The sequence below is a fragment of the Microcoleus sp. Pol10D4 genome (assembly GCF_036701555.1).
Taxonomy (GTDB): domain Bacteria; phylum Cyanobacteriota; class Cyanobacteriia; order Cyanobacteriales; family Microcoleaceae; genus Microcoleus.
The window spans coordinates 36,739-57,351 of sequence record NZ_JAUBRA010000048.1; the positions used below are offsets into that span (position 1 = coordinate 36,739).

The following is a 20,613-nucleotide window of genomic DNA, read 5'->3' on the forward strand; positions in this document are numbered from 1 at the left end:
GCCTTTTGACTGTTGATTACGATCGATCCTGCTATAAGCGTGGTAGAAGGACCCAAAACGAGAGCTGCAAACATGAGCGCAAGAAACCGTTTCATAAAATTTGTTCTCCTGGATGGGAAGTTTTTGAAGCTTTACAGGGAGTTAGAAATCTATTTTCAACCCCTTGTAATTCGCCTAGGTGATTGGTATCAGTGGCGATAATTTAATGAAACAGGAGTGCTGACTGAGTTCAAGACTGAGAATGACTGAGTTAGGCTGACTTTTGAGCAATTTCATCTAAAATGTGACTAGATTAAAAATTTGATATGCCACGATCGCTCAAAGTTCGCCCGGATTGCATAGGATTGGTCAAGTCATCGGTTAGGCGCAACGGCTTTCTCAGCCAGCAAGCGCTAGCCGAGGAGCTGGGTTTAGCTCGTTCTACCGTTGTCAATTTTTTGACGGGAAAACCAGTCGATCGCGCAGTTTTTGAAGAAATCTGTCGGAGGCTATCCGTAGACAGTCAAGCGATCGCCGAGATGGATTTTGATGCTTCAGCAACCGTTAGCCCGCAGCCAAGTAGAGATGCTGTTAAAAGATCTAGAGACTTAAGAGGTGCGCCCGATATCTCCGTTTTCTTTGGCAGAGAACGGGAGTTAGAAACGCTAACACAGTGGATACTTCAGGAAGAGTGCAAGCTAGTTGCGGTGTTTGGGGTGGGAGGAATTGGCAAGACAACTTTGTCCGTCAAATTAACCAGCCAGATCGAAGAAAGCTTCGATCGCGTAATCTGGCGATCGCTGCGAAATGCCCCGCCCTTAGACGATCTCCTGGTCGATTTGATTCAGTTTCTCAGTCCCACCCCAATTGCTAAATTACCTGAAACATTGGACGGGCAAATTTTAAACCTACTGGACTGCTTGCAGCAGCGGTGTTTATTAGTTCTAGACAACTGCGAGACAATCCTTCTTGAAGGAACTCAAGCAGGAGAGTATAGAAGTGGGTATGAAAGCTACGGATCGCTACTGAAATGTATTGGAGAAACACAGCATCAAAGTTGTGCGATCCTGACTAGCCGAGAAAAGCCTGCTGAGTTAGTTCAGCTAGAAGGGCCCAAATCTCCCGTGCGATCGCTGCGGCTTAACGGTTTAAGTCAAGTAGAAGGATATAGAGTTTTTGAAGTCAAAGGCTACTCTGGTTCAGCAGCCGAATTAAGTCCCCTGATTGGACGGTACGGAGGCAATCCATTGGCACTGAACGTTATTGCCACAACCCTTCAGGAATTTTTTGATGGCAATGTTGCTGAATTACTCAGACAAGACATCCTTCTCTTTGGAGATATCTGGAAACTGTTGAGCGAACAGTTCGATCGCTTGACCGATTTAGAAAAACAGATCGTGTATTGGTTGGCGGTTGAACGCGATTGGACACCGCTAGGCGATCTGCGCGAAAACCTTTTCCCGACAGCGATCGCCCGAGAGCTACTGGAAGCACTAGATTCACTGCAACGTCGTTCTCTAATTGAAAAACGATCGGGCTATTTCACCCTGCAACCCGTAGTGATGGAATATGTCACGAATCAACTGCTAGAACGAGTTTTTCAAGAAATTAAAACAGGTCGGTTATCACTGCTTAATAAAGTTGCTTTAATCAAAGCTCAGGCAAAGGATTTTATCAGAGAATCGCAAACACGATTGATTCTTGACCCCCTCATTAAAGAACTACAAAAACATTTCCGAACCGAAGCATCTCTGCGCCAGCGATTGGATACTTTGTTACAAGTGGTACGGCGCGAAGAAGAACTGAAACTCGGCTACGCAGCAGGGAATTTGCTCAATCTCTATCGTTTTCTCAACTTGAACCTTTCGGGATATGACTTTTCTAACTTAGTGATTCGCCAAGCTTTTCTGCAAGAAATTGAGTTGCACGATGTCAACTTTTCGCACTCTGAGTTCATCGATTCGCCATTTAATCAAACCTTCGGAGGCATCCTTTCCATCCAGTTCAGCCCAGACGGGCAAACATTAGCTACAAGCAGCACGAATTGCGAAATTCAAATATGGCAAGTCACAGATAGGCAGCATCTTCTGACATTGCAAGGTCACACAAACTGGGTGCGAAACATTGCGTTCGATCGAACAGGTGAACTACTCGCTAGCGCCAGCGATGATGGCACAGTGAAAATTTGGGATTTACAAAAAGGAATTTGTCAGCGTACTCTTCGCGGACATGGCGATAGCGCCTACGGCGTTACGTTTAGTGCTGACGGACAAGTTATTGCTAGCAGCAGCGCAGATTGCTCCATTCGATTGTGGAATGTTACTGATGGAACCTATCTGGGCATTTTGGAAGGACATGGCGCCCCTGTCATCGCTGCTAATTTCAGTCCCTGCGGCAGTCTTATCGCCAGTGGAAGTTTTGACAAAACGATTCGCATTTGGGATTTTAAAACAGGGCAACGTTTGCATATTCTAACCGAACATACCAACTGCGTAACGGGCTTAAACTTTAGCCCTGACGGACTGTGGTTAGCCAGCCCGAGTTTCGATCGCACCATCCGGATCTGGCGCGTTTCCGATTGGCAATGCGTCAGAGTTTTAGAGGGGCATACGAATTGGGTTTGGGGGATAAATTGGAGTCCTGACGGACAATTACTTGTAAGCTTTAGTGCAGACTGTACTGCAAAAATTTGGGATGTTACTGCGGGTGAGTGCTTGCGTTCTTTAGGCGGGCATCAGATCCAGGTTTGGAGGGCAGTCTTTAGTCCCGATGGAGAAACCATAGCTACGGGCAGCGAGGATCAGACGATCGCATTTTGGGAGATTAAAACTGGGCATCGATTAACAACAATAACAGGGTACTCCAATTGGGTACGACCTTTGTCCCTCAGTGCAGACGGTCAGTTTTTTGCTACTGGACATAAGGATAAAACATTGCGGATTTGGAATTGTGTCGATCGCCAATGCTTGCAGGAATTGAAAGCCCATGCAACCGGCATTGCATCGCTAGCTTTTCATGCCAATAACGAGTTACTCGCCAGTGGCGGACAGGATGCGATTGTTAAAGTTTGGAACTGGCGGCAGCAGAAATGTGTAGCTGTCTTGAAAGGGCATCGAGATGAAGTCTGGGGACTGGCGTTCAGTCCGGGTGGAGAAATTCTCGCTAGCAGCAGCTTCGATCGAACCATTAAACTGTGGCGATGGCACGATCGAACTTGTTTTGCTACTTTAACCGGACATCGCGATCGCATCCCTGCACTTGCTTTTCATCCCAGCGGCAGCACGCTTGCCACTGGCAGTGATGACTCTACAATTAAGTTTTGGAATGTTTCCACAGGAGAGTGCTGCGCCACCCTAACGGGACATAACGGACGAGTGGGAACGCTTTCCTTTAACCCCAAAGGCGATCAACTCGTTAGCGCTAGCCTAGATCGAACGCTAAAAATTTGGGATGTTCAAACCGGAATATGCCTTCAAACCCTGCAAGGACATCAAGGATGGGTTTTTAGTGCGGTGTTTTTCTCTGACAATAAAACCGTTGCCAGTGCTAGTTCCGATCGATCCCTTAAAGTTTGGAACAGTCAAACAGGAGAATGCTTGAAGACTTTAGAAGGGCATACCAATTGGGTCTGGACTGTTGCAGTTAGTCCTGACGGTCGCCAATTAATTAGTACCAGTGAAGATGAATCCATCCGGATTTGGGATTTGCCAACTGAAACTTGTTTGGCAGTGCTAAAATCCAAACGTCCCTATGAAGGAATGCAAATCGCTGCAATCGGGGGCTTGACTTTAGCACAGGAAGCAAACTTGAGAGAACTCGGAGCAATATGAAGCCACAACAAGCACGATTCATTGGCGAACCTTGTAGGAAAAACTTTATACCTCGATCTGCAATTAAAGCTAATCGAGATGAAATTACAGATTTGGAGTTGTTCGTTCGAGAGTATGTCAAGAACGATCGAGAAGATTGGGAACTCGCTGCTGAGGGAGATGCAGTTAAACTACCTGCGGGATTGCACGGTTATGTTTTCGTTGTGGGTGCTTTGTTTCAAGCTGACGATCGACCTCAAGAAGATGGTACAGCAGTATTCACGGGCGATGGCATGATGTATCGTTTGGGCTTTGAGCGCGATCGAGCAATTCTCAAAACCCGAATTGCCAAAACGCCCTGCTACTACGCCGATCTTGCCCTTACTCCAGCCAGCGATCGCGCCCTCTGGCAGCCTGAAACTGCATTTTCCAAAAAATATAGTCTCTGGTCTTACTTTGCAGCTTTTCGGAATGGAGGACCCAGCCGGTTTAGCTTCTTTTTGGGAGGTAGGAATCAACTCAATACGGCGTTTCTGCGAGTTGGCGATCGCTTAATTATCACGATCGATGCAGGTCGTCCCTATGAAATCGATCCTGATTCGTTAGAACTGATTGCCCCCATTGGATCGACCGATCGGTGGATAGGCATCTTGCCAATTGTTTCTCAACTTATTTCTTCAGTATTTCGCAGCTATCCGTTTGACGTATACATTAATTCCGCCCATCCTGTTGTTGACTTCACCCAAACAGATAAAACCGCAGAACCTGAAGTTGGTATCTTTACGACTAACTACTCAACAGGATACAACGGGCTATATCGAAAACCCATTAATTGGATATTTGACCAACTCAATCGATTTCTTAAAAGTGGAGTGAATGCTAACGAACAGTTCGGACGATTCACTGACTTAATTTACTACCGCTTTCCGAGTGAAGGCTCGAAGTCAGATGATGAAGTAGATTTATATAACGATCGATCTGGAAAATCTCAAGAACCCAGATTCAAGCGCTGGCGTTTAGTTCTTGCAGATGGTCCGCAAAAAGGTCAACCTGCGATCGTCGAACAGTCTCTGCATCAAATTGCCATTACAGAACGCTTCATTATCCTTGCTGATATTGCATTCAAGATGGAGTTTTCTCAAATCTTTTCACCTTTCTTTTTGGGATTCCTAAAAAAATATTTTTTCCGACAATTATGGGCGCTAGGCGCAGGTCTTCGCGCAAAATTTCTGCTGGATATTCTGCCTTTACCTCAAGGAATTTTGTATGTTGTCAAGCGGGAAGATTTAGAAAGTTCTCCCTATTTTGTTTGTGGGGATAAAAGCGCAAATGAACAAGAGGAAAATCAGCCACCTTCACCTCTACCTGCAAAGCAAATCATTTTGCCCTACGAGATTTCCCATTTTGCTGCTGATTACAGCAATCCCGATGGAAAAATTACCCTTCATGTCGGACATCCTAACGGTTGGGATGTAACTCAGTGGATTACAAAATACGATCTTTCCGTTCCAGGAAAACCCTGTTTTCGCTCCGATTTAGAAGGAATACAGGTTGGTACGACCGACCTGGGAGCCTTAGCAAAGTATGTCATTGATGGCGACAACGGTGAAATTGAAACAATGCAAGTTCTTCGGGATACTGAAGCAACGTGGTCTCCTTCAATTTATACCCATAGCGAACTTTGCCGGGATGATATTAATAACTCAGAAACGCAAGTTAAAAACATCTACTGGATTACTTGGGGATTCAGTTGGGAGTTAGTTCCACAGCAGATTTATGATGCTTATAAATCAAGAGAATATAGAGCGATTCCGATCGAGAATCTTCCTAATCGAGATAAGCCCCTGACTTTACTGCGAATCGATACTAAAACAATGAGTATTGCAGATGCCTTCCAGTTTCCATCAGGATATTTTGCCTCCTCACCTCAATTCGTTCCTAGTTCTGAACCATTAAACGGGAACGATCCATCCACACACGGCTTCATCGTTTGTACTGTTCTATCCGACGATCCAAATAACGAGACCAAAGCTTGTGATGAATTTTGGGTATTTCATGCCGACAGCTTTCAAAAACCCATTTATCGTTTAAGTGCTCCCCCCGATCGAAAGCCACTCAACTTGGCACTAACGCTACATACAACCTGGATGAAGGAGATTCGTAGCGATCGCCAACGAGAACGGTATGCCGATCGCAGCGTTCGCCAACATCTACGCAGAAAATCCGTTCGCAAAGACTACGAATCTCGTTTGGAGAAAGCTAACAGCATTGTTTTTGAGTTATTCAACGACATTGTTTATGATTATTTTGTTGAGCAAATTGAAGAACTAAAGGCAACAGAGCTTTTGCAACAAAAAGACTATAAGATTAACCCTTTATCGAGCGTCCAGGATATTATATCAAATCCGGTGTCACCTGAATGATCAAACCCCAGAGCGTACTGAGTCTCCAGAAGATAAAGATGAATCATTTCGATACTAACGGATTTGATATGATATAATTGCTAATTGCGATGACCGCGTTAAGTAATTACTATGCAACCGGATTAGATGAGCTTGCCCTCAACTTTTAATAAACTCCCGGAATTAATTTTTTGACTCGTTGGCGGTATTCAGAATACTCGGAATATTTTTCACTCAGCCAAGCTTCTTCGCGACTGGCTTTGATGTCGAAAAATATCAGTAAAATTGCAGTAGCTATTAAGTGCGATAGGCTAAGTTGAAAAATTGTCCAAGCGAAAGCTGCTAAAATTAACCCGCCGTACAACGGATGCCGCACTATTCCGTAAATGCCTGTTTGGACTAATTCTCCGTTTTCTATGGGATACGGTAAAGGTGTGAGGTTTTTCCCTAAGTCTATCAATCCTTTGATGATTAAAATTAATCCGCCTAAGCCGAGAATACTTGCTACACTCCAAGTAAGAGCAAGTAATTGAGTTGATTGAATTTTTAATCCTGGCAGTTGATAAACTGGTAAGATTACAAATCCTGTGAGCAATCCTCCTTGAAGCAAAACTAAATATTCGCCTCGGCTGTTTTTGCGCCAGCCTTCGCGCGTGAAACCCCAGTCTGTTAAAATTTTCATAATTGAAGGAAGAAGGAAGTTCGGCAACGGATTCTGTAACGGATGTAACGGATGTCAGTCCGATGTCCGTCGGAAGAAGGGAGAAGGAAGAGGAAAGAGGGGAGAGGGCAGAAGGAAGAGGGGAGAAGAAAGTGAACTGTAGGTTGGGTAGAGTGAAGTAAAACCCAACCTACGGCGAACAGCGAACAGTCAACAGTCAACTGTCAACTGTCAACAATTAACAAATTTATTCTCGCCAAGGACGTGTCATTAGTTCTAATTGATTGACTTCATCTTCGCTCAAATTCCAGCCTAATGCACCTGCATTTTCTTGGGCTTGTTTGGCGGTTTTGGCGCCGGGAATGGGGATGACTCCGTTTTGGCATATCAACCAGTTTAGGGCAACTTGGGCGGGAGTTCGATCGCGCTTTCTGCCCATTTTCCGCAGGGTAGACATGACTAATTCAATTTTTTCGATGCCGCTTTTGCTGAAGCGGGAGTCCATTTTGCGGGCTCCTGTAGGTGGTTCTTGGGCTGTGTATTTGCCGGTAAGCAATCCTTGGGCTAAGGGGCTGTAAGCTAAAATTGTGACGCCCAATTCGCGCGCTGCACTCACAATTCCTTGTTTTTCTACTTGCCGCGACAGCAAGGAGTACCGGACTTGATTTGTTGCTAGGGGAACGCCTCTTGCTGCTAGTATTTTGTGGGCTTGGCGCATCTGTTCTACTGAATAGTTGCTGACTCCTACTGCTTGAATTCTGCCTTGTTTGACTTCATCGGCTAAGGCGTTCATCAGGGTTTCTTGACTGAGTAAAAAAGTGAAGGGCCAGTGCACTTGGTAGAGGGCTATTTGTTCTACTTGCAAGCGTTTTAAGCTGGCACTCAAGGCTTCGGAAACAGATTTTCCTGTAATCCGCCAAGGTACGGGGCCGAATTTGGTGGCTATTTGCACGGGCTGGGTGGTTTTTTTGATAAACTGCCCCAGCAATTCTTCTGACAAGCCGTTACCGTAGACTTCGGCTGTGTCGAAGAAGTTGACTCCGCTGTCTAGGGATGTTTTGAATGCTGCTTCGACTTCGGCGGCGCCGTAGTTGCTGCCGTAGTTCCAAAATAGTTTGTCGCCCCAAGCCCAAGTTCCGACGCACAGGGGAATGACGGCTGGGCCGTTTTGTCCTAGGGTAATGGTTGTCACGGTTGGTAAATCCACAATTCTTTATTCTCTATTATTTTTCTATAAATAGTCGCGATCGAGCTTCTAGCCGAGGGAGGAAAGGCGGCGGGTGGCGATATCTCAGTTACTATAAATGCAAATGATGTGTTTATTTGAGTAGTTATGTCGATCGACCGTTTGCCAGATTCAAGATTAACAGATTCCGCGACTCCTGCTATCAAGAGAGTTACCCTGCTGACTATGTTCCGGTTGGGTTTGTTTCAGATGGGATTGGGCATGATGTCGATTTTGACCCTGGGGGTGCTCAATCGCGTCATGATTAAAGAGTTGGCGATTCCGGCTACTGTGGTGGCTGGTACGCTGGCTATGCACCAGTTTGTCGCCCCGGCTAGGGTGTGGTTCGGGCAAATGTCTGATGCTAAGCCTTTGTTTGGTCATCACCGCACGGGTTATGTGTGGATGGGCGGGGTTTTGTTTGTGATTTCTGCTTTTTTGGCGGTGCAGGTGATGTGGCGCTTGGGTAGCAGTTTGGAGGCTGTGGGGTGGACTACTCCTACTTACGGTTGGGTGGGTTTGTTGGGTTTGATTTTTGCGCTTTACGGTATTGCTATTTGTTCGAGTTCGACTCCTTTTGCTGCTTTGTTGGTGGATGTTTCCGATGAGGAGGATCGATCGAAGTTGGTGGGTGTGGTGTGGTCGATGCTGATGGTTGGTATTATTATCGGGGCGATTGTTAGCAGCGGTTTGCTGAAGCAAATTGATGGGGATGTGCCGCGGGAAGTGTTGCAGGCTTCGATTAACGGTTTGTTTGTGAAGGTGCCGGCGCTTGTTTTATTTTTGGTGGGGATTGCGACTTTTGGGGTTGAGAAAAAGTATTCGCGCTACGGGGTGCGATCGTCCGCAGTGAATCGAGAAGATAAAATTACTCTGGGAAGTGCGCTGCGGATTTTGACTGCTAGCCGCCAAACCGGTTTGTTTTTTACCTTCCTGCTGATTATGACAATTTGTTTGTTTATGCAGGATGCGGTTTTGGAACCTTACGGCGGGGAAATTTTTAAGATGTCGATTTCGGAGACTACTCGGTTGAATGCGATTTACGGTACTGGTACTCTGATCGGTTTGGGTACTACTGGTTTTTTTATTGTGCCCCGAATTGGCAAGCAAAATACAATTAGGTTGGGCTGTTTGTCGGTGGCGACTTGTTTAGGTTTGATTATTTTATCGGGATTCACAGGAAATCCAATTGTGTTTAAATCGGCTTTAATGTTGTTTGGTTTAGCTTCGGGTATTACGACGACGGGGGCCCTGAGTTTGATGTTGGATTTGACTGCTGCGGAAACTGCTGGGACTTTTATTGGTGCTTGGGGTTTGTCGCAGGCGATGGCGCGAGGTGTAGCCACGATTAGCGGCGGTGCTATTTTGGATTTGGGCAGAAGTTTGTTTGGGGTGCCGATGCTGGCTTATGGGTTGGTGTTTGCTGTGCCTGCGGTGGGTATGATTCTGGCTGTTTGGCTGTTGGGTAGGGTGGATGTTCGGGAGTTTCAGGATAATGCTAAAAGTGCGATCGCCACTATTCTTGAAAATGAATTAGACTGAGGTTTTGTCAGTTGGCAGGTGTCAGTCGTCAGTTGGGCTGTGGCAGTTGTTAGTTCCAATATTCAATAACCAATAACTAATAACCAATCACTAATGACTAATTTTTGGGATTCTATTTTAAGTTTTGCACGGGTTACTGTCGAGAGAGTCGGACAGCAGTTGTTGCAAGATTTCGGTTCCGCGCAAGCGGATGAAAAGGATGACGGCAGTTTGGTTACGAAATCCGATAATTGGGCGGATGCAGAGATTAGAAGTGCGATCGCATCTGCTTTTCCTAGTCACGGCATTTTGAGCGAGGAAGGAGAACAGGTTTTCCCCGATACTGAATGGTGTTGGGTTGTTGATCCTTTGGATGCAACAACTAATTTTGCTAGGGGAATTCCGATTTGGGGTATTTCTTTGGGTTTGTTGTATCGCGGAACTCCGGTTTTTGGCTGCGTGCATTTGCCGCCAATTAATCAGTCTTTTCACGGTTTTTGGGCACCTGATTTGGCGGGCGGCGTGTTTGACAATATGCCTCAAGGTGCGTTTTTAAACAGGCAGCCAATTCGGCCGACTGCTGATAAAATGAGCGGCAATCATTTTTTTAATTTGTGTTCGCGGAGTGTGGGAATCGGGCCTCATCTTCCGAGTAAAGTTCGGATGTTGGGCATGGCTAGTTACAATTTTTTGACTGTGGCTTCGGGTGTGGCTATGGGAGGGGTGGAAGCGACTCCGAAAATTTGGGATATTGCGGGGAGTTGGGTAATTGTAAAGGCGGCGGGTGCCGTTTGGCTACCGCTGGAATCCCAGGGGATTTTTCCGCTGGAAGTGGGGAAGAATTACGGTAGGATTTCTTATCCGACTTTGGTGATGAATCGGCAGGAGTTGGTGTCGGTGTTTTTGCCGTTTGTGGAGGCTTGGAAGAAGAAAAAAATGGGGTAGTTTAGGTGAATCGAAGCTATCCCGTAGGAAATCGAACAATTATTAAATAAAACTGCAAGGCAGGCGTAACGGAGGAGTCTCCCACGCCTGCCGTGCTGTTTGGAAGAAATATACCGACCGATGACCGATGGTTCAAGTATGCCTACTCTCGTCTATTTCTGCCAATCTGCGATCGGGTGGTTTTGTTTTACGTCGATCGGGTGATGCGGTTTCGGTACAATTTGTGGTAATTTTTGAACTCGCTATTATATCTGAGAAATAAAATTATACCCGTTTTCAAGTAGAGGCACAAGGGAAAATAGATTTACTGCGGTGTTGGAAAAAGTAGATGAGTGGTATGGCTAGGTCGAAGAGTTAGCCTGTGGGAAGATACAAGGATAAACTTTGGAAGCAACTCGGAAAAGTCTGCGGTTGGCGATCGCACTTGATGCAGCCAGCACAATAACAGATACTGGGATTAGGGACACAACATTGCTGTGTCCCTACTGCAAAGTGAATTTATCGCTTCAGGCGATTAATTTCGACAGCACATTAGACAACTTAGCACCTAGATTCTCAACAGCGTCCTGCTGTTTGGGATCTTTCATCGTACCGTCAGCATTAAATGCTTCAAAAGCTTGGGGAATTGCTTTTTGATCCGGGAGTACCAATACGTTAATATTCCCCAGGATCGATCGCAAATGAACCAATCCCCGCAAACCGCCCATTCCCCCTGGGGAAGCACTCATAATTACCGCTACTTTGCCAGTAAATGCCACCAATCCCGGTTCACCCGGTGCTGGGCGCGATACCCAATCGATCGCATTTTTCAACACAGGCGTAATTGAACTGTTATACTCAGGGGAAGCTATCAAAAACCCGTCATGCGCTACCATCAATTCCTTCAATTTACCGGCGTTTTCTGGCATTCCCTCTTTTGCTTCCAAATCTTCGTCAAATAGCGGCATCGGCAAATCGCGCAAATCTACATAAGTAACTTCTGCGCCCGCCGCAGTAGCCCCAGCCACCGCAACTTTTACCAGCAGTTTGTTGTAGGATGCTTCGCGGGTACTCCCGGCAAATGCAAGTATTTTTGGTCTATTGTTCACGGTATTTCCTGATATTTTGACAAGATAATCTTGACATTTCCAAGATAAATTTTAGCAAAGGAAGGGGCTCGCTGTCTCTTTCCTTAAGATATATTAGTTAAATAAATTATCACCAGCAAAAAAACGGGCCGGCGTGACTGAGGAGTCTCCCACACCAGGCGCGCGGTTTGTAGTAAATATAACCGACGGATGACCGATATGTAAAGTGTGCCTTGGTGCATTGAGGTTTTGCAATCTGCGATCGGGCTATTTAATTTTGTGCGATCGGGTGATGCGGTGGAGTCAAGTTTATATTAAGTCCGATGGTCGATCGCGCAATCTTTGGGTCACATTCAACTTAAGAAACACCAAAATAATTTTTGAGAAAATACAAAACTGCATTACAAAAAGGCTGGTATCGCCCTTGTGCATTCATTTGTTGACAAACTTGAGCTAATAATTCTGCCTCTTCCTGTGTTATTCCTTCCAGTGCTTCAAATGCTTGCTTTCGTCCCTCTGTTAAGTCAAAATGATTGAGTCCCAAAACTTCAATGGTTGTGTGAGCATCTTTTTGATGAGCTAAATTATTTGCAGTTGGCAGTATCTCACCAATGCTAGAGTAATTAAAAAATTCTTCACAGTTGGCTTGTAGTGGCGAAACCCCGATCGCAAGATCCCCCTTCTTATTGCCACAATACTCTGGCCAACAATACTCTGGCTTATTTGTATCTCTGCCACAAGAAGCTAGCATATTTGTGTACTCAACAGATAATTCTGCATCAGTCTTGCTCTGAGGGTCTAGATGTTCAATATGGCTATTACTTTGGTCAACACTCTTACAGCAGTAGCAGCAAATATAGCCTTGTTCACTTAGCAAAGAATTGTGTACCGCTGCTTTCTCAGGGTTGGAAAGATATTTGTAAGCAGCATAGTTGACACCGAGAGACTTCTGTGTAGCCTTCCAGCCGGAAAAATTTTGAGGTTCTTTACCCTTTTGAATATATTTCATTTATTGAGAATTTCCTTGCGTTGAATTAGCCAATCTGCTCTCACAAATTCAGGATCTTCTTCTCCCATTTTCTCTGCTAATTTTTGGCGAAATTGCCGTGCCTTTCCGAGTTCGCCCTTGTCTATCAAGCGAAACAATTTACGTAAATCTTCCTTAATTTCCTGCGGACGTTCTGGAGTTCCCATAAGCGTTTCTAGAATCCGATTGCTATCTTTCCCAAAGGATGGTACTTGCTCGATCGCAATTCCTTCAGATGTTGACCTCAAAAGATGAACGCATTTGAGATCGCTGATTACCTGTGGCGAATGAGTCGTAATTATAAACTGGCAATTTGGAAAGGTTTTTTTAAGATTCGGAATAATCGCCCGTTGCCATTTTGGGTGCAAGTGAAGCTCAATCTCGTCAATCAAAACAACGCCGGAACCCTCAAGCGGATTGTAATCTGGATTCGGATTTGCGATCGCCAAACGCCTTGCTAAATCTCCTGCTAGTGCTAACAAGCATTTTTCACCATCGGATAGTTGATTGACGATCAGTTCATCGCCTTCTTTGTTTACAGTCATTCGCAAAGGCGATCGCCTAACCCGTAAATTTGACCAGCCGTCTAGTAAGTTAGTGATCGCATATCTGACTGCTTCTAGTTCGCGATCGCGATACTCATTAGTATTATTCAGTCGTAATTCGTTTTCTAAATCTTCCCGATCTCTAAACCATTCAAAAAAGCGCCTAAAATCGATCTGCCCTCCCGTGAGAGCCTCGTCATAAACAGTTATCTGCTCAAACGAATGTTTCGTCCTAATCTTCAAAGGAATATCAAGTACGGCACGGTTAGTTGGGTAGTAAACAGCCAGAGGCAATGCTGCGTAAGAATTAGCATCTAACTGACTGTGTATGCGATCGACAACTTTTTTTAAGTCCCCAAGGTTGCTGCTAGTATCCTGGCTTCGCCCTTTCCTGACCTTGGTTAAAGACCATACCACTTCCGGCCAGTCATTAATTGAAATTGTAATTTCGTTGTGAGTTTCTTTGCATCCTTTTTTAATATCATCTTCGTTGAAAAAACGTCCATGAATATTGGAAGTTTGAATTCGCTTGGTCAGCCAATAGAGAAGAATAGCCAAACACTCAAGTATGCTGGATTTTCCCACACCGTTGATACCGATGAACACAGTCGGCTCATCTGTATCAAACTCCAGGGTCAAATCGCTGATGCCTCGGAATGAGTTCATTTTTAGACGCTTGACTTTCACGATTTGGTTCTCGCTCTGGCTTAGTGGGTTATATTTTTGAGATCATATCAAATCAATGCTTCCAAACAAAGTCAGCAATGGGTCTATCTGCCGACAAAACAGGATTGTCACTGGAATTGAGTAAAACCGATCGCGCTTTTACATTCCCGACTCCCAAACGCCTCTCGACGCGACTGGGAATGCCGTAACCGTAAATAATGTGCCCTTTTCCCGCCAACACCACAACTTGATAGTCGGGGTTTGCTTTGACAAATTCAGCTATTTTTTCCGCCATAGTTTCGTCCCACAAAACTTGGGCTTGCAAAAATCTTTCAAAAGCCGTACTATTTCCCTGTTCAGCCTTTTGGTGTTGCTGGAAAACTTCTAGCAGCAGTTGCCGATATTCGGCGTTGTCGGTGCGAATTTCGGATATTGGCGGAATGTGCTTTTTTTCCTCTGCTGTGAGGCTTTCTAAACCTTGACTGGCAACTTTTCTCGTTACTTCGGATGGTGTATTTAAGGCGAGGACGGGTAGTTGATTTTCTTTGGCAAAGCGCAAAATGGGGGCGTAAGATTCCCAGGGAAAGCGCCATCTGCGATCGTACTCTGTTTGCTCGACTAATTGCTCTTCAGTCAGTTTACCTGCTAAGTAGTTGTCGATCGCACTTTGAAAGGGACGCTGAAACATTTCCATCGCGATCGCGATTTTCCGATTTTGCCGCTGCATTTCTCGGATAATCCCCAGTTGAGCTTGGTGATCTTCCGCGCTATCGTGCGTTTCTCCCAGATACACGACTTTTGCCTTCACCAACTGTTGCAGAATCTCTTGGTTAGTGTAAGTTTGCCCAGGTTGAGGGTTCGCCATCGTTTGCGCTGTCACTACACTGCTGCACAGCAGAAATATACTCAGCGATAAGGCGCACAGTTTGATGAGTTTGGTTGTTTTCATACAGATATTATGCCGTTTCTCGCAGCAGCAAGCACAGCCGAACTCTACTATTTTAGCTGAGCAGCTAGAAAGCTCAATGCTTAATTTAAGTTCATAATTATCCGTGGTTACTTCTAAAAATGTAAAGTTTAGTTGCAGGTACTTGCGCTTCTAGAATAAGGTGCTAAATTAATAATATGAAGCGAACAAAAAGCTTCTCTGACAGATACAACCTCTAGATACCACAGCGAAGTTCACAATAGAATCTAAGGAGTAAAAACGCTGTTTAATCTCACATCTGTCTCATCAAAAACCAATAGCAGCACCCACCAACAAAGCTGATACTTCCTCAACTAATTAGAGGGGAGCAATGCAACTGAATCCGAGGATTATTGCAACTCCACATCGAAGTTGAAAAAAGAGGAAATCACTCGGTACATATGGCTGGGTGCTGTTGTTGTTAAAGTTGTTGTTAAAAAAGATTTTCGGTTTGTGATGTTTTTTTTTCAGTAGAGGCAGAGCCTCTAGATATGCGTTACCGGGTAGAGCCGGGTAACGAGCATAAAAGGAGAAAAACTAGAAAATTATATTATATCCGGTCGATTACCCCTAATACGGTAGGGGCGGGTTCACGAAAAATATCTGTCAATAATTGACAATCTCAAAAACCCGCCCTTTTAATCGCTCGATAGGACATGATATTACTGGAAAATTGTCTCGTCTTCCTTCCGCCACGCGGGATCGACGATACAAATAAATATTAGCGGCTCTGTGCCACAGTTGTAAATAAACTGCTTGGCGTTTGGCGGAATGTAAACTGCATCTCCGGCTTCCACGAATTGATTCTCCTGGTCAATGTGCATTTCTCCAACGCCGCTGAGGATATAGTAAACTTCAGAAGTTGTCAGGGAGTGCAGCACAGAAGTTTGTCCCGGTGGCAAAGTGGCGTGGGCTAAACTGTAACGCAAATCCACAGCTTGTTTGTCGGGATGCAATAATTCTCGCAGTTGAGTACCGTCGCCAGCAATAAACTCGTCGCAGGCATTTAGCTTTTGAATTAGCATTCTTTCGACACTCCTGAAAATTTCTTTACCACAAGTTAAGTTTAATTGAAAGAGCCAGAAATGTTAAGAAATATGTAAAGCGGCGGTCGGATTTTTTAACCGTAAATTCCCGAATGCCCTCGATAATCAGGACAGTCGATCGCATCTTCAGATAAAGCTATAGTAGGCTGAACGGGACACTTGAGGTGGTAGTCGCCGGTGAAAAATACGCAGTTAGCACAAGGGATTTGGTGCATCCGCTGAGCTCGACGCAGGGAGTCGGTGACAGCACGCCCGACACTCAAAAAAAGCAAAAAAACTAAACTCCAGGCGGACACAAAACACAGCGGGACTAAAATAGGCTGTATTGCCTTCAGCAGAAAGTAAAGCATAGCAAGAAAATTTAGCGGTATAAGCCACACATACATTACAGTAGTGGAATTGCCGATCGATCGACCAAAAAGTTTAGAATCCTTTACAGCTCGATCGAGAAACCGGGCAATTATGGCATGATAAGGAACAGTCCTTAAATAAAATTAGAGGAAATCAGTTATGACTCTGCGATTAGGCGATACAGTTCCCAACTTTACCCAAGCTTCGTCTGAAGGCGAAATCAATTTCTACGACTGGGCTGGCGATAGCTGGGTCGTGTTGTTTTCTCACCCGAAAGACTATACTCCAGTGTGCACCACAGAACTCGGTGCAGTGGCCCGTCTAAAGTCTGAATTTGAAAAGCGGGGCGTCAAAACCATTGCCCTCAGCGTCGATGATGTGGATTCTCACATGGGCTGGATTAAAGATATTGAGGAAACTCAAAAAGTCACCCTCAACTATCCGATTTTAGCAGATGGCGATCGTAAAGTCTCCGACATTTACGATATGATCCATCCCAACTCGCTAAACAACTTAACAATCCGCACAGTTTTTGTTATTGACCCGGAAAAGAAATTGCGTTTGAGCATTACTTATCCGGCGAGCACTGGTCGGAATTTTAATGAGATTTTGCGAGTAATTGATTCCTTGCAACTTACCGACAAATACAGCGTTGCGACTCCGGTTGATTGGAAAGACGGCGACGATTGCGTAATCGTACCTTCGATTACCGACCCCGCAGAGTTGGCAGAGAAATTTCCTAAAGGCTACACCCCGATTAAGCCTTATTTGCGGATGACTCCTCAGCCGAATAAATAGGTTTAAAATTCCTGGACGCAGAACCTAATTATGTAAGGTGTGCACTGCACACCTTACCTCTATAATTCGCCAGTTCAACCAGCTTGTAGTTAGGACTAGAGTCCTTAATCCTGATTTTTTAGGACTAAAGTCCTAACTACAAACAAAGAAATTGTGCAATCTTGTCTGAACAATTTAAAGTGGAGGAAAGGCTAAATGCTGTCATCAACAATTGTGTTGCGAATACCGCCCAAATTGCAAATGACAGAAGACGAGTTTTTCGAGTTCTGTCAAATCAATAGTGAATTACGCATTGAACGCAACAAATCGGGAGAATTGCTAATTCTGCCCCCTACTGGTGGAACAACAGGAAATCGCAGCGGTAGCGTCTTTGGAGAGTTGTATATTTGGGCTCGCCAAGATGGAACCGGTATTTGTTTTGACTCCAGTACGGGATTTAAGCTTGCAATGGGTGACAAGTCTCCCGATGCCTCGTGGATTAAACTGGAACGGTGGAATGCTTTATCTCAAGAACAGCAAGATAAATTCGCACCTATTTGCCCTGATTTTGTAGTAGAACTGAGGTCTGCTTCTGACAATCTCAAGCCCTTGCAAGAAAAAATGCAAGAATATATGAGAGAACCCGGAGTGCAGTTAGGCTGGTTAATTGACCGCAAAAATCGCAGAGTTTATATTTACCGTCCTGGTTTGCCAGAGGAATGTTTGGAGAATCCGGCTACAGTCAGCGGCGACCCCGTTTTGCCCGGATTCGTACTCAATATGAGCAAGATTTGGTAGAACTGCTAGCAATAAATATCAACTTATTGTAAAAATTAATCATAGGATACACACACGCAAAAAATATGGATATTAAAAACGGCTTTGTAGGCACAATCGGCAACACGCCACTAATTCGCTTAAACAGCTTCAGCGATGAAACAGGCTGCGAAATTCTCGGCAAAGCAGAGTTTCTCAATCCCGGCGGTTCCGTTAAAGATAGGGCTGCTTTATACATCATCAAAGATGCAGAAGAAAAAGGCTTGCTGAAACCGGGCGGCACCGTTGTTGAAGGCACTGCGGGCAATACTGGCATCGGTTTGGCGCACATTTGCAACGCTAAAGGTTACAAATGTTTGATTGTGATTCCCGATAACCAATCTCAAGAAAAAATCGATGCTTTGAAAACCTTGGGCGCTGAAGTTCGGACTGTTCCCGCTGTTCCTTACAAAGACCCGAATAATTATGTCAAATTGTCGGGAAGATTGGCTGCGGAAATGGAGAATGCAGTCTGGGCAAATCAGTTTGACAATTTAGCCAATCGCCGAGCTCATTACGAGACAACTGGCCCGGAAATTTGGGAACAAACAAACGGGAAAATTGATGCTTGGGTAACAGCTACTGGTACTGGTGGCACTTTTGCTGGGGTAGGAATGTTTTTGAAAGAAAAAAATCCTGCTGTTAGAATTGTCTTGGCAGACCCGATGGGCAGCGGGCTTTACAGTTATTTCAAAACTGGGGAAATTAAGACTGAAGGTAGTTCGATTACTGAGGGAATTGGCACCACTCGCGTCACTGGAAATATGGAGAATGCCCCGGTAGATGACGCCATCCAAATTCACGATACTGAAGCTGTGCGGGTGATTTACCAACTGCTGAGAAAAGAAGGGCTGTTTATGGGCGGTTCTGTGGGGATTAATGTGGGGGCGGCGGTGGCTTTGGCGAAGCAAATGGGGCCTGGACATACGATTGTTACGGTACTCTGCGACGGTGGGGCTCGGTATCAGTCGCGTTTGTTCGATCGACAATGGTTGGCTTCCAAAGGTTTGTCACCAGATTAACCGTAGGGTGCGCTGCGGCGCGCCTTAAAATCTGGGTATATATAAAATTTGGGCGTATATGGCAACACCTATTCCCATGATAAAAAAATATCATAGATGTAGCAGATTGTCAAGAGAAAAAACATGAAAATCACAGAATCTTCTAGGCAAGTTCTTGTTTGCCAAAACCGCACTTGTCGCAAGCAAAATTCAGCAAAGGTACTGGCAGCTTTTCAGAAATTGTCGCCCTCAGAAGTTGAAGTTGTTGCTAGCAGTTGTTTGGGACAGTGCGGCAACGGGCCGATGGTGTTGGTGCTGCCAGAAGAGGTTTGGTACAGCGGTGTTTGCCCTGAAGAAGTTGCGGCAATAACTGAGCAACATTTGCGGGGAGGAAAGCCGGTAGAGAGGATGCTTTACCGCAAGTTTCACCGACTTTCTAAGTAGTCGATCGCCCTCGTTTAAAATTCTTCGGCAAACAATCGGCGGAGAATTTCCGTGACTTCGGCGCAAAATCTGGCGTCGAGTTCGATCGCCAAGCGATCGACACTGGTGGAACCGCCTACAGGTTTTTCTGCCCGCAAACTCATGGCTAAAGTTCGGAGTTTTGCCGGCTTTCCCGCCGCCTTCGGCCGTTCGTCAACAAACCGCACTAAAGCCACATAAACTGTTTCTAGGGTTCCCCTGATCGAGCTCAGCCCGTAACCCAATTTTGAGATAATTACTGGAGAAGTGATCAGGCTATCCATCCCCAAAGTTTTAATTGCTACATCTACATATCGAGCGCTGTCATGTCCCATTGCTCTGACAATGCTTTCTAAGCTGTTCCACTGAGATGCTTTCATGCGCGATCGCTGTTCGATGTGGAAGTGCCATCCTAACATGGAAATTAGCCTGGTCAAATCATAAGCAGATACGGTATTACTTTGTTTGGTACTGTTTAATGCCGCACTTAGCAGCACTTGTTTTTTGGTGAGATCGAAGATTTTGGGGTTGTTGAGATAAGGAATTTCGCCGTAATCGCCGCGAAAAATTAGGTCATTATTGCCAGTAGCGCTCTTCAGCCATTGCTCTAATCCTATGCGAGTATCGAAGCGTTTGAACATTGCAGCTAAGGAGTTTGAACTTGCTATATTTGAGGCATAGCTAATCATGTCTTTTGCTACATCGTAAAAGTAAAAATCGTGTCTTAGACCGTTGCCATCTCTAACAACGCAGTTGTCAATGTCGCAGTCGGGATATTTGCTATTTACTTGACTGACGATATTAAGGAGCGCGATAATTTTAGTGGCACTCCACTGTTCAGCATTGGTAAGTGCGTTTTTTCCCAGCCACTGTGCCTGAACTTTGCCGTCTACAAAAGTACCAATACAAACGCAGGCTTCCTTAATATCTGCGTGCAAAAAATTTAAAGCTTGAGAGTTAATTTGAGGTAGTTCTCCCAGGCTGGGAAACGGAGTAGGTTTGAGGGGATTATTGGGGCCGGGAATAGAGCTAATTACTTTTAAGCCGTCGGGTTTCTGTTTGAGATAATCGGGATAGTTTTTAATTTCTTGTTGGTAAGGGGATTTTTCAATGCCCCGGTCTAAAAAAGCTAGTTTGTTGATGTTAGCTTTGGCATCTATTTCCATTTGGAGATAGTTTTTGTAGATGCGCGCTCGGTCTTTGGCGAGTTCCAGGGAGGTGAGGTTCATGATAATTGTTTGCAGCTTGTTACGAATAAGTAAATCACTATACTAGAGCGTCGGTACAGTATTAGAAGTTGACAAAAAAAGAGATATATGAATCTACCCCGTCAAGGAATTCAACTC

The 20,613-nt window shown here is 45.0% G+C and carries 18 protein-coding genes; 9 read left to right on the forward strand and 9 right to left on the reverse strand.

From position 1 onward, the window contains the following. Window positions 1-305 precede the first annotated feature (305 nt). Window positions 306-3,809, forward strand: coding sequence for a WD40 domain-containing protein (locus QUA36_RS21585; RefSeq protein ID WP_333459051.1), 3,504 nt, complete (start codon window positions 306-308; stop codon window positions 3,807-3,809). Next, complete coding sequence (locus QUA36_RS21590) at window positions 3,806-6,211, forward strand: carotenoid oxygenase family protein (protein WP_333459052.1); 2,406 nt, start codon at window positions 3,806-3,808, stop codon at window positions 6,209-6,211. The genes QUA36_RS21585 and QUA36_RS21590 overlap by 4 nt, the downstream gene beginning before the upstream one ends. A 145-nt stretch (window positions 6,212-6,356) precedes the next feature. Here the strand turns inward: QUA36_RS21590 and QUA36_RS21595 are convergent, their stop codons facing one another. Together QUA36_RS21595 and QUA36_RS21600 are read right to left on the reverse strand one after the other, a co-directional pair. Beyond that, a complete protein-coding gene (locus QUA36_RS21595; RefSeq protein ID WP_333459053.1) occupies window positions 6,357-6,872 on the reverse strand; it encodes an isoprenylcysteine carboxylmethyltransferase family protein in 516 nt (171 codons plus the stop codon). Window positions 6,873-7,098: 226 nt separating this feature from the next. After that, entirely contained in the window at window positions 7,099-8,043 is a 945-nt protein-coding gene (locus tag QUA36_RS21600) for an aldo/keto reductase (protein WP_333167599.1), read from the reverse strand. Between the two features lie 141 nt (window positions 8,044-8,184). Here QUA36_RS21600 and QUA36_RS21605 point away from each other — a divergent pair, with 141 nt between their 5' ends. The 3 genes from QUA36_RS21605 (at window position 8,185) to QUA36_RS21615 (ending at window position 10,804) form a co-directional block, all read left to right on the forward strand. Continuing rightward, complete coding sequence (locus tag QUA36_RS21605; protein WP_333459054.1) at window positions 8,185-9,618, forward strand: BCD family MFS transporter; 1,434 nt, start codon at window positions 8,185-8,187, stop codon at window positions 9,616-9,618. Between the two features lie 93 nt (window positions 9,619-9,711). Then, window positions 9,712-10,542 (forward strand): inositol monophosphatase family protein, encoded by an 831-nt coding sequence (locus QUA36_RS21610; RefSeq protein WP_333459055.1) that lies wholly within the window; start codon window positions 9,712-9,714, stop codon window positions 10,540-10,542. 127 nt (window positions 10,543-10,669) lie between these two features. Further along, window positions 10,670-10,804: a hypothetical protein gene (locus QUA36_RS21615; RefSeq protein WP_333459056.1), complete on the forward strand. Its 135-nt coding sequence runs from the start codon at window positions 10,670-10,672 to the stop codon at window positions 10,802-10,804. 244 nt (window positions 10,805-11,048) lie between these two features. Here QUA36_RS21615 and QUA36_RS21620 read toward each other — a convergent pair whose 3' ends face one another. The 6 genes from QUA36_RS21620 to QUA36_RS21645 all read right to left on the reverse strand — a co-directional run bounded on the left by QUA36_RS21620 (window position 11,049) and on the right by QUA36_RS21645 (window position 16,210). Further along, window positions 11,049-11,630 (reverse strand): NAD(P)H-dependent oxidoreductase, encoded by a 582-nt coding sequence (locus tag QUA36_RS21620; protein WP_333459057.1) that lies wholly within the window; start codon window positions 11,628-11,630, stop codon window positions 11,049-11,051. A 337-nt stretch (window positions 11,631-11,967) separates the two neighbouring features. Then, entirely contained in the window at window positions 11,968-12,618 is a 651-nt protein-coding gene (locus tag QUA36_RS21625) for a retron system putative HNH endonuclease (protein ID WP_333459058.1), read from the reverse strand. Beyond that, window positions 12,615-13,868, reverse strand: coding sequence for an AAA family ATPase (locus QUA36_RS21630; protein ID WP_333459059.1), 1,254 nt, complete (start codon window positions 13,866-13,868; stop codon window positions 12,615-12,617). The genes QUA36_RS21625 and QUA36_RS21630 overlap by 4 nt, the downstream gene beginning before the upstream one ends. Before the next feature lie 52 nt (window positions 13,869-13,920). Continuing rightward, entirely contained in the window at window positions 13,921-14,796 is an 876-nt protein-coding gene (locus tag QUA36_RS21635) for a ChaN family lipoprotein (protein ID WP_333459060.1), read from the reverse strand. 680 nt (window positions 14,797-15,476) lie between these two features. Beyond that, window positions 15,477-15,839: a cupin domain-containing protein gene (locus QUA36_RS21640; protein ID WP_333167573.1), complete on the reverse strand. Its 363-nt coding sequence runs from the start codon at window positions 15,837-15,839 to the stop codon at window positions 15,477-15,479. 95 nt (window positions 15,840-15,934) lie between these two features. Beyond that, window positions 15,935-16,210, reverse strand: a complete 276-nt coding sequence (locus tag QUA36_RS21645; RefSeq protein ID WP_333459065.1) for a hypothetical protein — start codon at window positions 16,208-16,210, stop codon at window positions 15,935-15,937. Window positions 16,211-16,370: 160 nt separating this feature from the next. Between QUA36_RS21645 and QUA36_RS21650 the strand changes: the two genes are divergently transcribed. The 4 genes from QUA36_RS21650 to QUA36_RS21665 all read left to right on the forward strand — a co-directional run bounded on the left by QUA36_RS21650 (window position 16,371) and on the right by QUA36_RS21665 (window position 19,249). After that, entirely contained in the window at window positions 16,371-17,009 is a 639-nt protein-coding gene (locus QUA36_RS21650) for a peroxiredoxin (RefSeq protein WP_333370334.1), read from the forward strand. A gap of 195 nt (window positions 17,010-17,204) precedes the next feature. Further along, entirely contained in the window at window positions 17,205-17,786 is a 582-nt protein-coding gene (locus QUA36_RS21655; RefSeq protein ID WP_333459061.1) for a Uma2 family endonuclease, read from the forward strand. 65 nt (window positions 17,787-17,851) lie between these two features. Continuing rightward, window positions 17,852-18,826, forward strand: a complete 975-nt coding sequence (locus QUA36_RS21660; protein ID WP_333459062.1) for a cysteine synthase A — start codon at window positions 17,852-17,854, stop codon at window positions 18,824-18,826. A 123-nt stretch (window positions 18,827-18,949) separates the two neighbouring features. Beyond that, window positions 18,950-19,249, forward strand: coding sequence for a (2Fe-2S) ferredoxin domain-containing protein (locus QUA36_RS21665; protein WP_333228112.1), 300 nt, complete (start codon window positions 18,950-18,952; stop codon window positions 19,247-19,249). 14 nt (window positions 19,250-19,263) lie between these two features. Here QUA36_RS21665 and QUA36_RS21670 read toward each other — a convergent pair whose 3' ends face one another. Continuing rightward, entirely contained in the window at window positions 19,264-20,496 is a 1,233-nt protein-coding gene (locus tag QUA36_RS21670; protein ID WP_333459063.1) for a hypothetical protein, read from the reverse strand. Window positions 20,497-20,613 lie beyond the last annotated feature (117 nt).

Bases quoted from the DNA above. Each gene is read 5' to 3' on its own strand.
- QUA36_RS21590 (WP_333459052.1), top strand. From the start codon at position 3,806: ATGAAGCCACAACAAGCACGATTCATTGGCGAACCTTGTAGGAAAAAC.
- QUA36_RS21605 (WP_333459054.1), top strand. From the start codon at position 8,185: ATGTCGATCGACCGTTTGCCAGATTCAAGATTAACAGATTCCGCGACT.
- QUA36_RS21585 (WP_333459051.1), top strand. From the start codon at position 306: ATGCCACGATCGCTCAAAGTTCGCCCGGATTGCATAGGATTGGTCAAG.
- QUA36_RS21665 (WP_333228112.1), top strand. From the start codon at position 18,950: ATGAAAATCACAGAATCTTCTAGGCAAGTTCTTGTTTGCCAAAACCGC.
- QUA36_RS21595 (WP_333459053.1), bottom strand. From the start codon at position 6,872: ATGAAAATTTTAACAGACTGGGGTTTCACGCGCGAAGGCTGGCGCAAA.
- QUA36_RS21655 (WP_333459061.1), top strand. From the start codon at position 17,205: ATGCTGTCATCAACAATTGTGTTGCGAATACCGCCCAAATTGCAAATG.
- QUA36_RS21610 (WP_333459055.1), top strand. From the start codon at position 9,712: ATGACTAATTTTTGGGATTCTATTTTAAGTTTTGCACGGGTTACTGTC.
- QUA36_RS21635 (WP_333459060.1), bottom strand. From the start codon at position 14,796: ATGAAAACAACCAAACTCATCAAACTGTGCGCCTTATCGCTGAGTATA.
- QUA36_RS21615 (WP_333459056.1), top strand. From the start codon at position 10,670: ATGGTTCAAGTATGCCTACTCTCGTCTATTTCTGCCAATCTGCGATCG.
- QUA36_RS21670 (WP_333459063.1), bottom strand. From the start codon at position 20,496: ATGAACCTCACCTCCCTGGAACTCGCCAAAGACCGAGCGCGCATCTAC.
- QUA36_RS21660 (WP_333459062.1), top strand. From the start codon at position 17,852: ATGGATATTAAAAACGGCTTTGTAGGCACAATCGGCAACACGCCACTA.
- QUA36_RS21650 (WP_333370334.1), top strand. From the start codon at position 16,371: ATGACTCTGCGATTAGGCGATACAGTTCCCAACTTTACCCAAGCTTCG.
- QUA36_RS21640 (WP_333167573.1), bottom strand. From the start codon at position 15,839: ATGCTAATTCAAAAGCTAAATGCCTGCGACGAGTTTATTGCTGGCGAC.
- QUA36_RS21645 (WP_333459065.1), bottom strand. From the start codon at position 16,210: ATGCTTTACTTTCTGCTGAAGGCAATACAGCCTATTTTAGTCCCGCTG.
- QUA36_RS21625 (WP_333459058.1), bottom strand. From the start codon at position 12,618: ATGAAATATATTCAAAAGGGTAAAGAACCTCAAAATTTTTCCGGCTGG.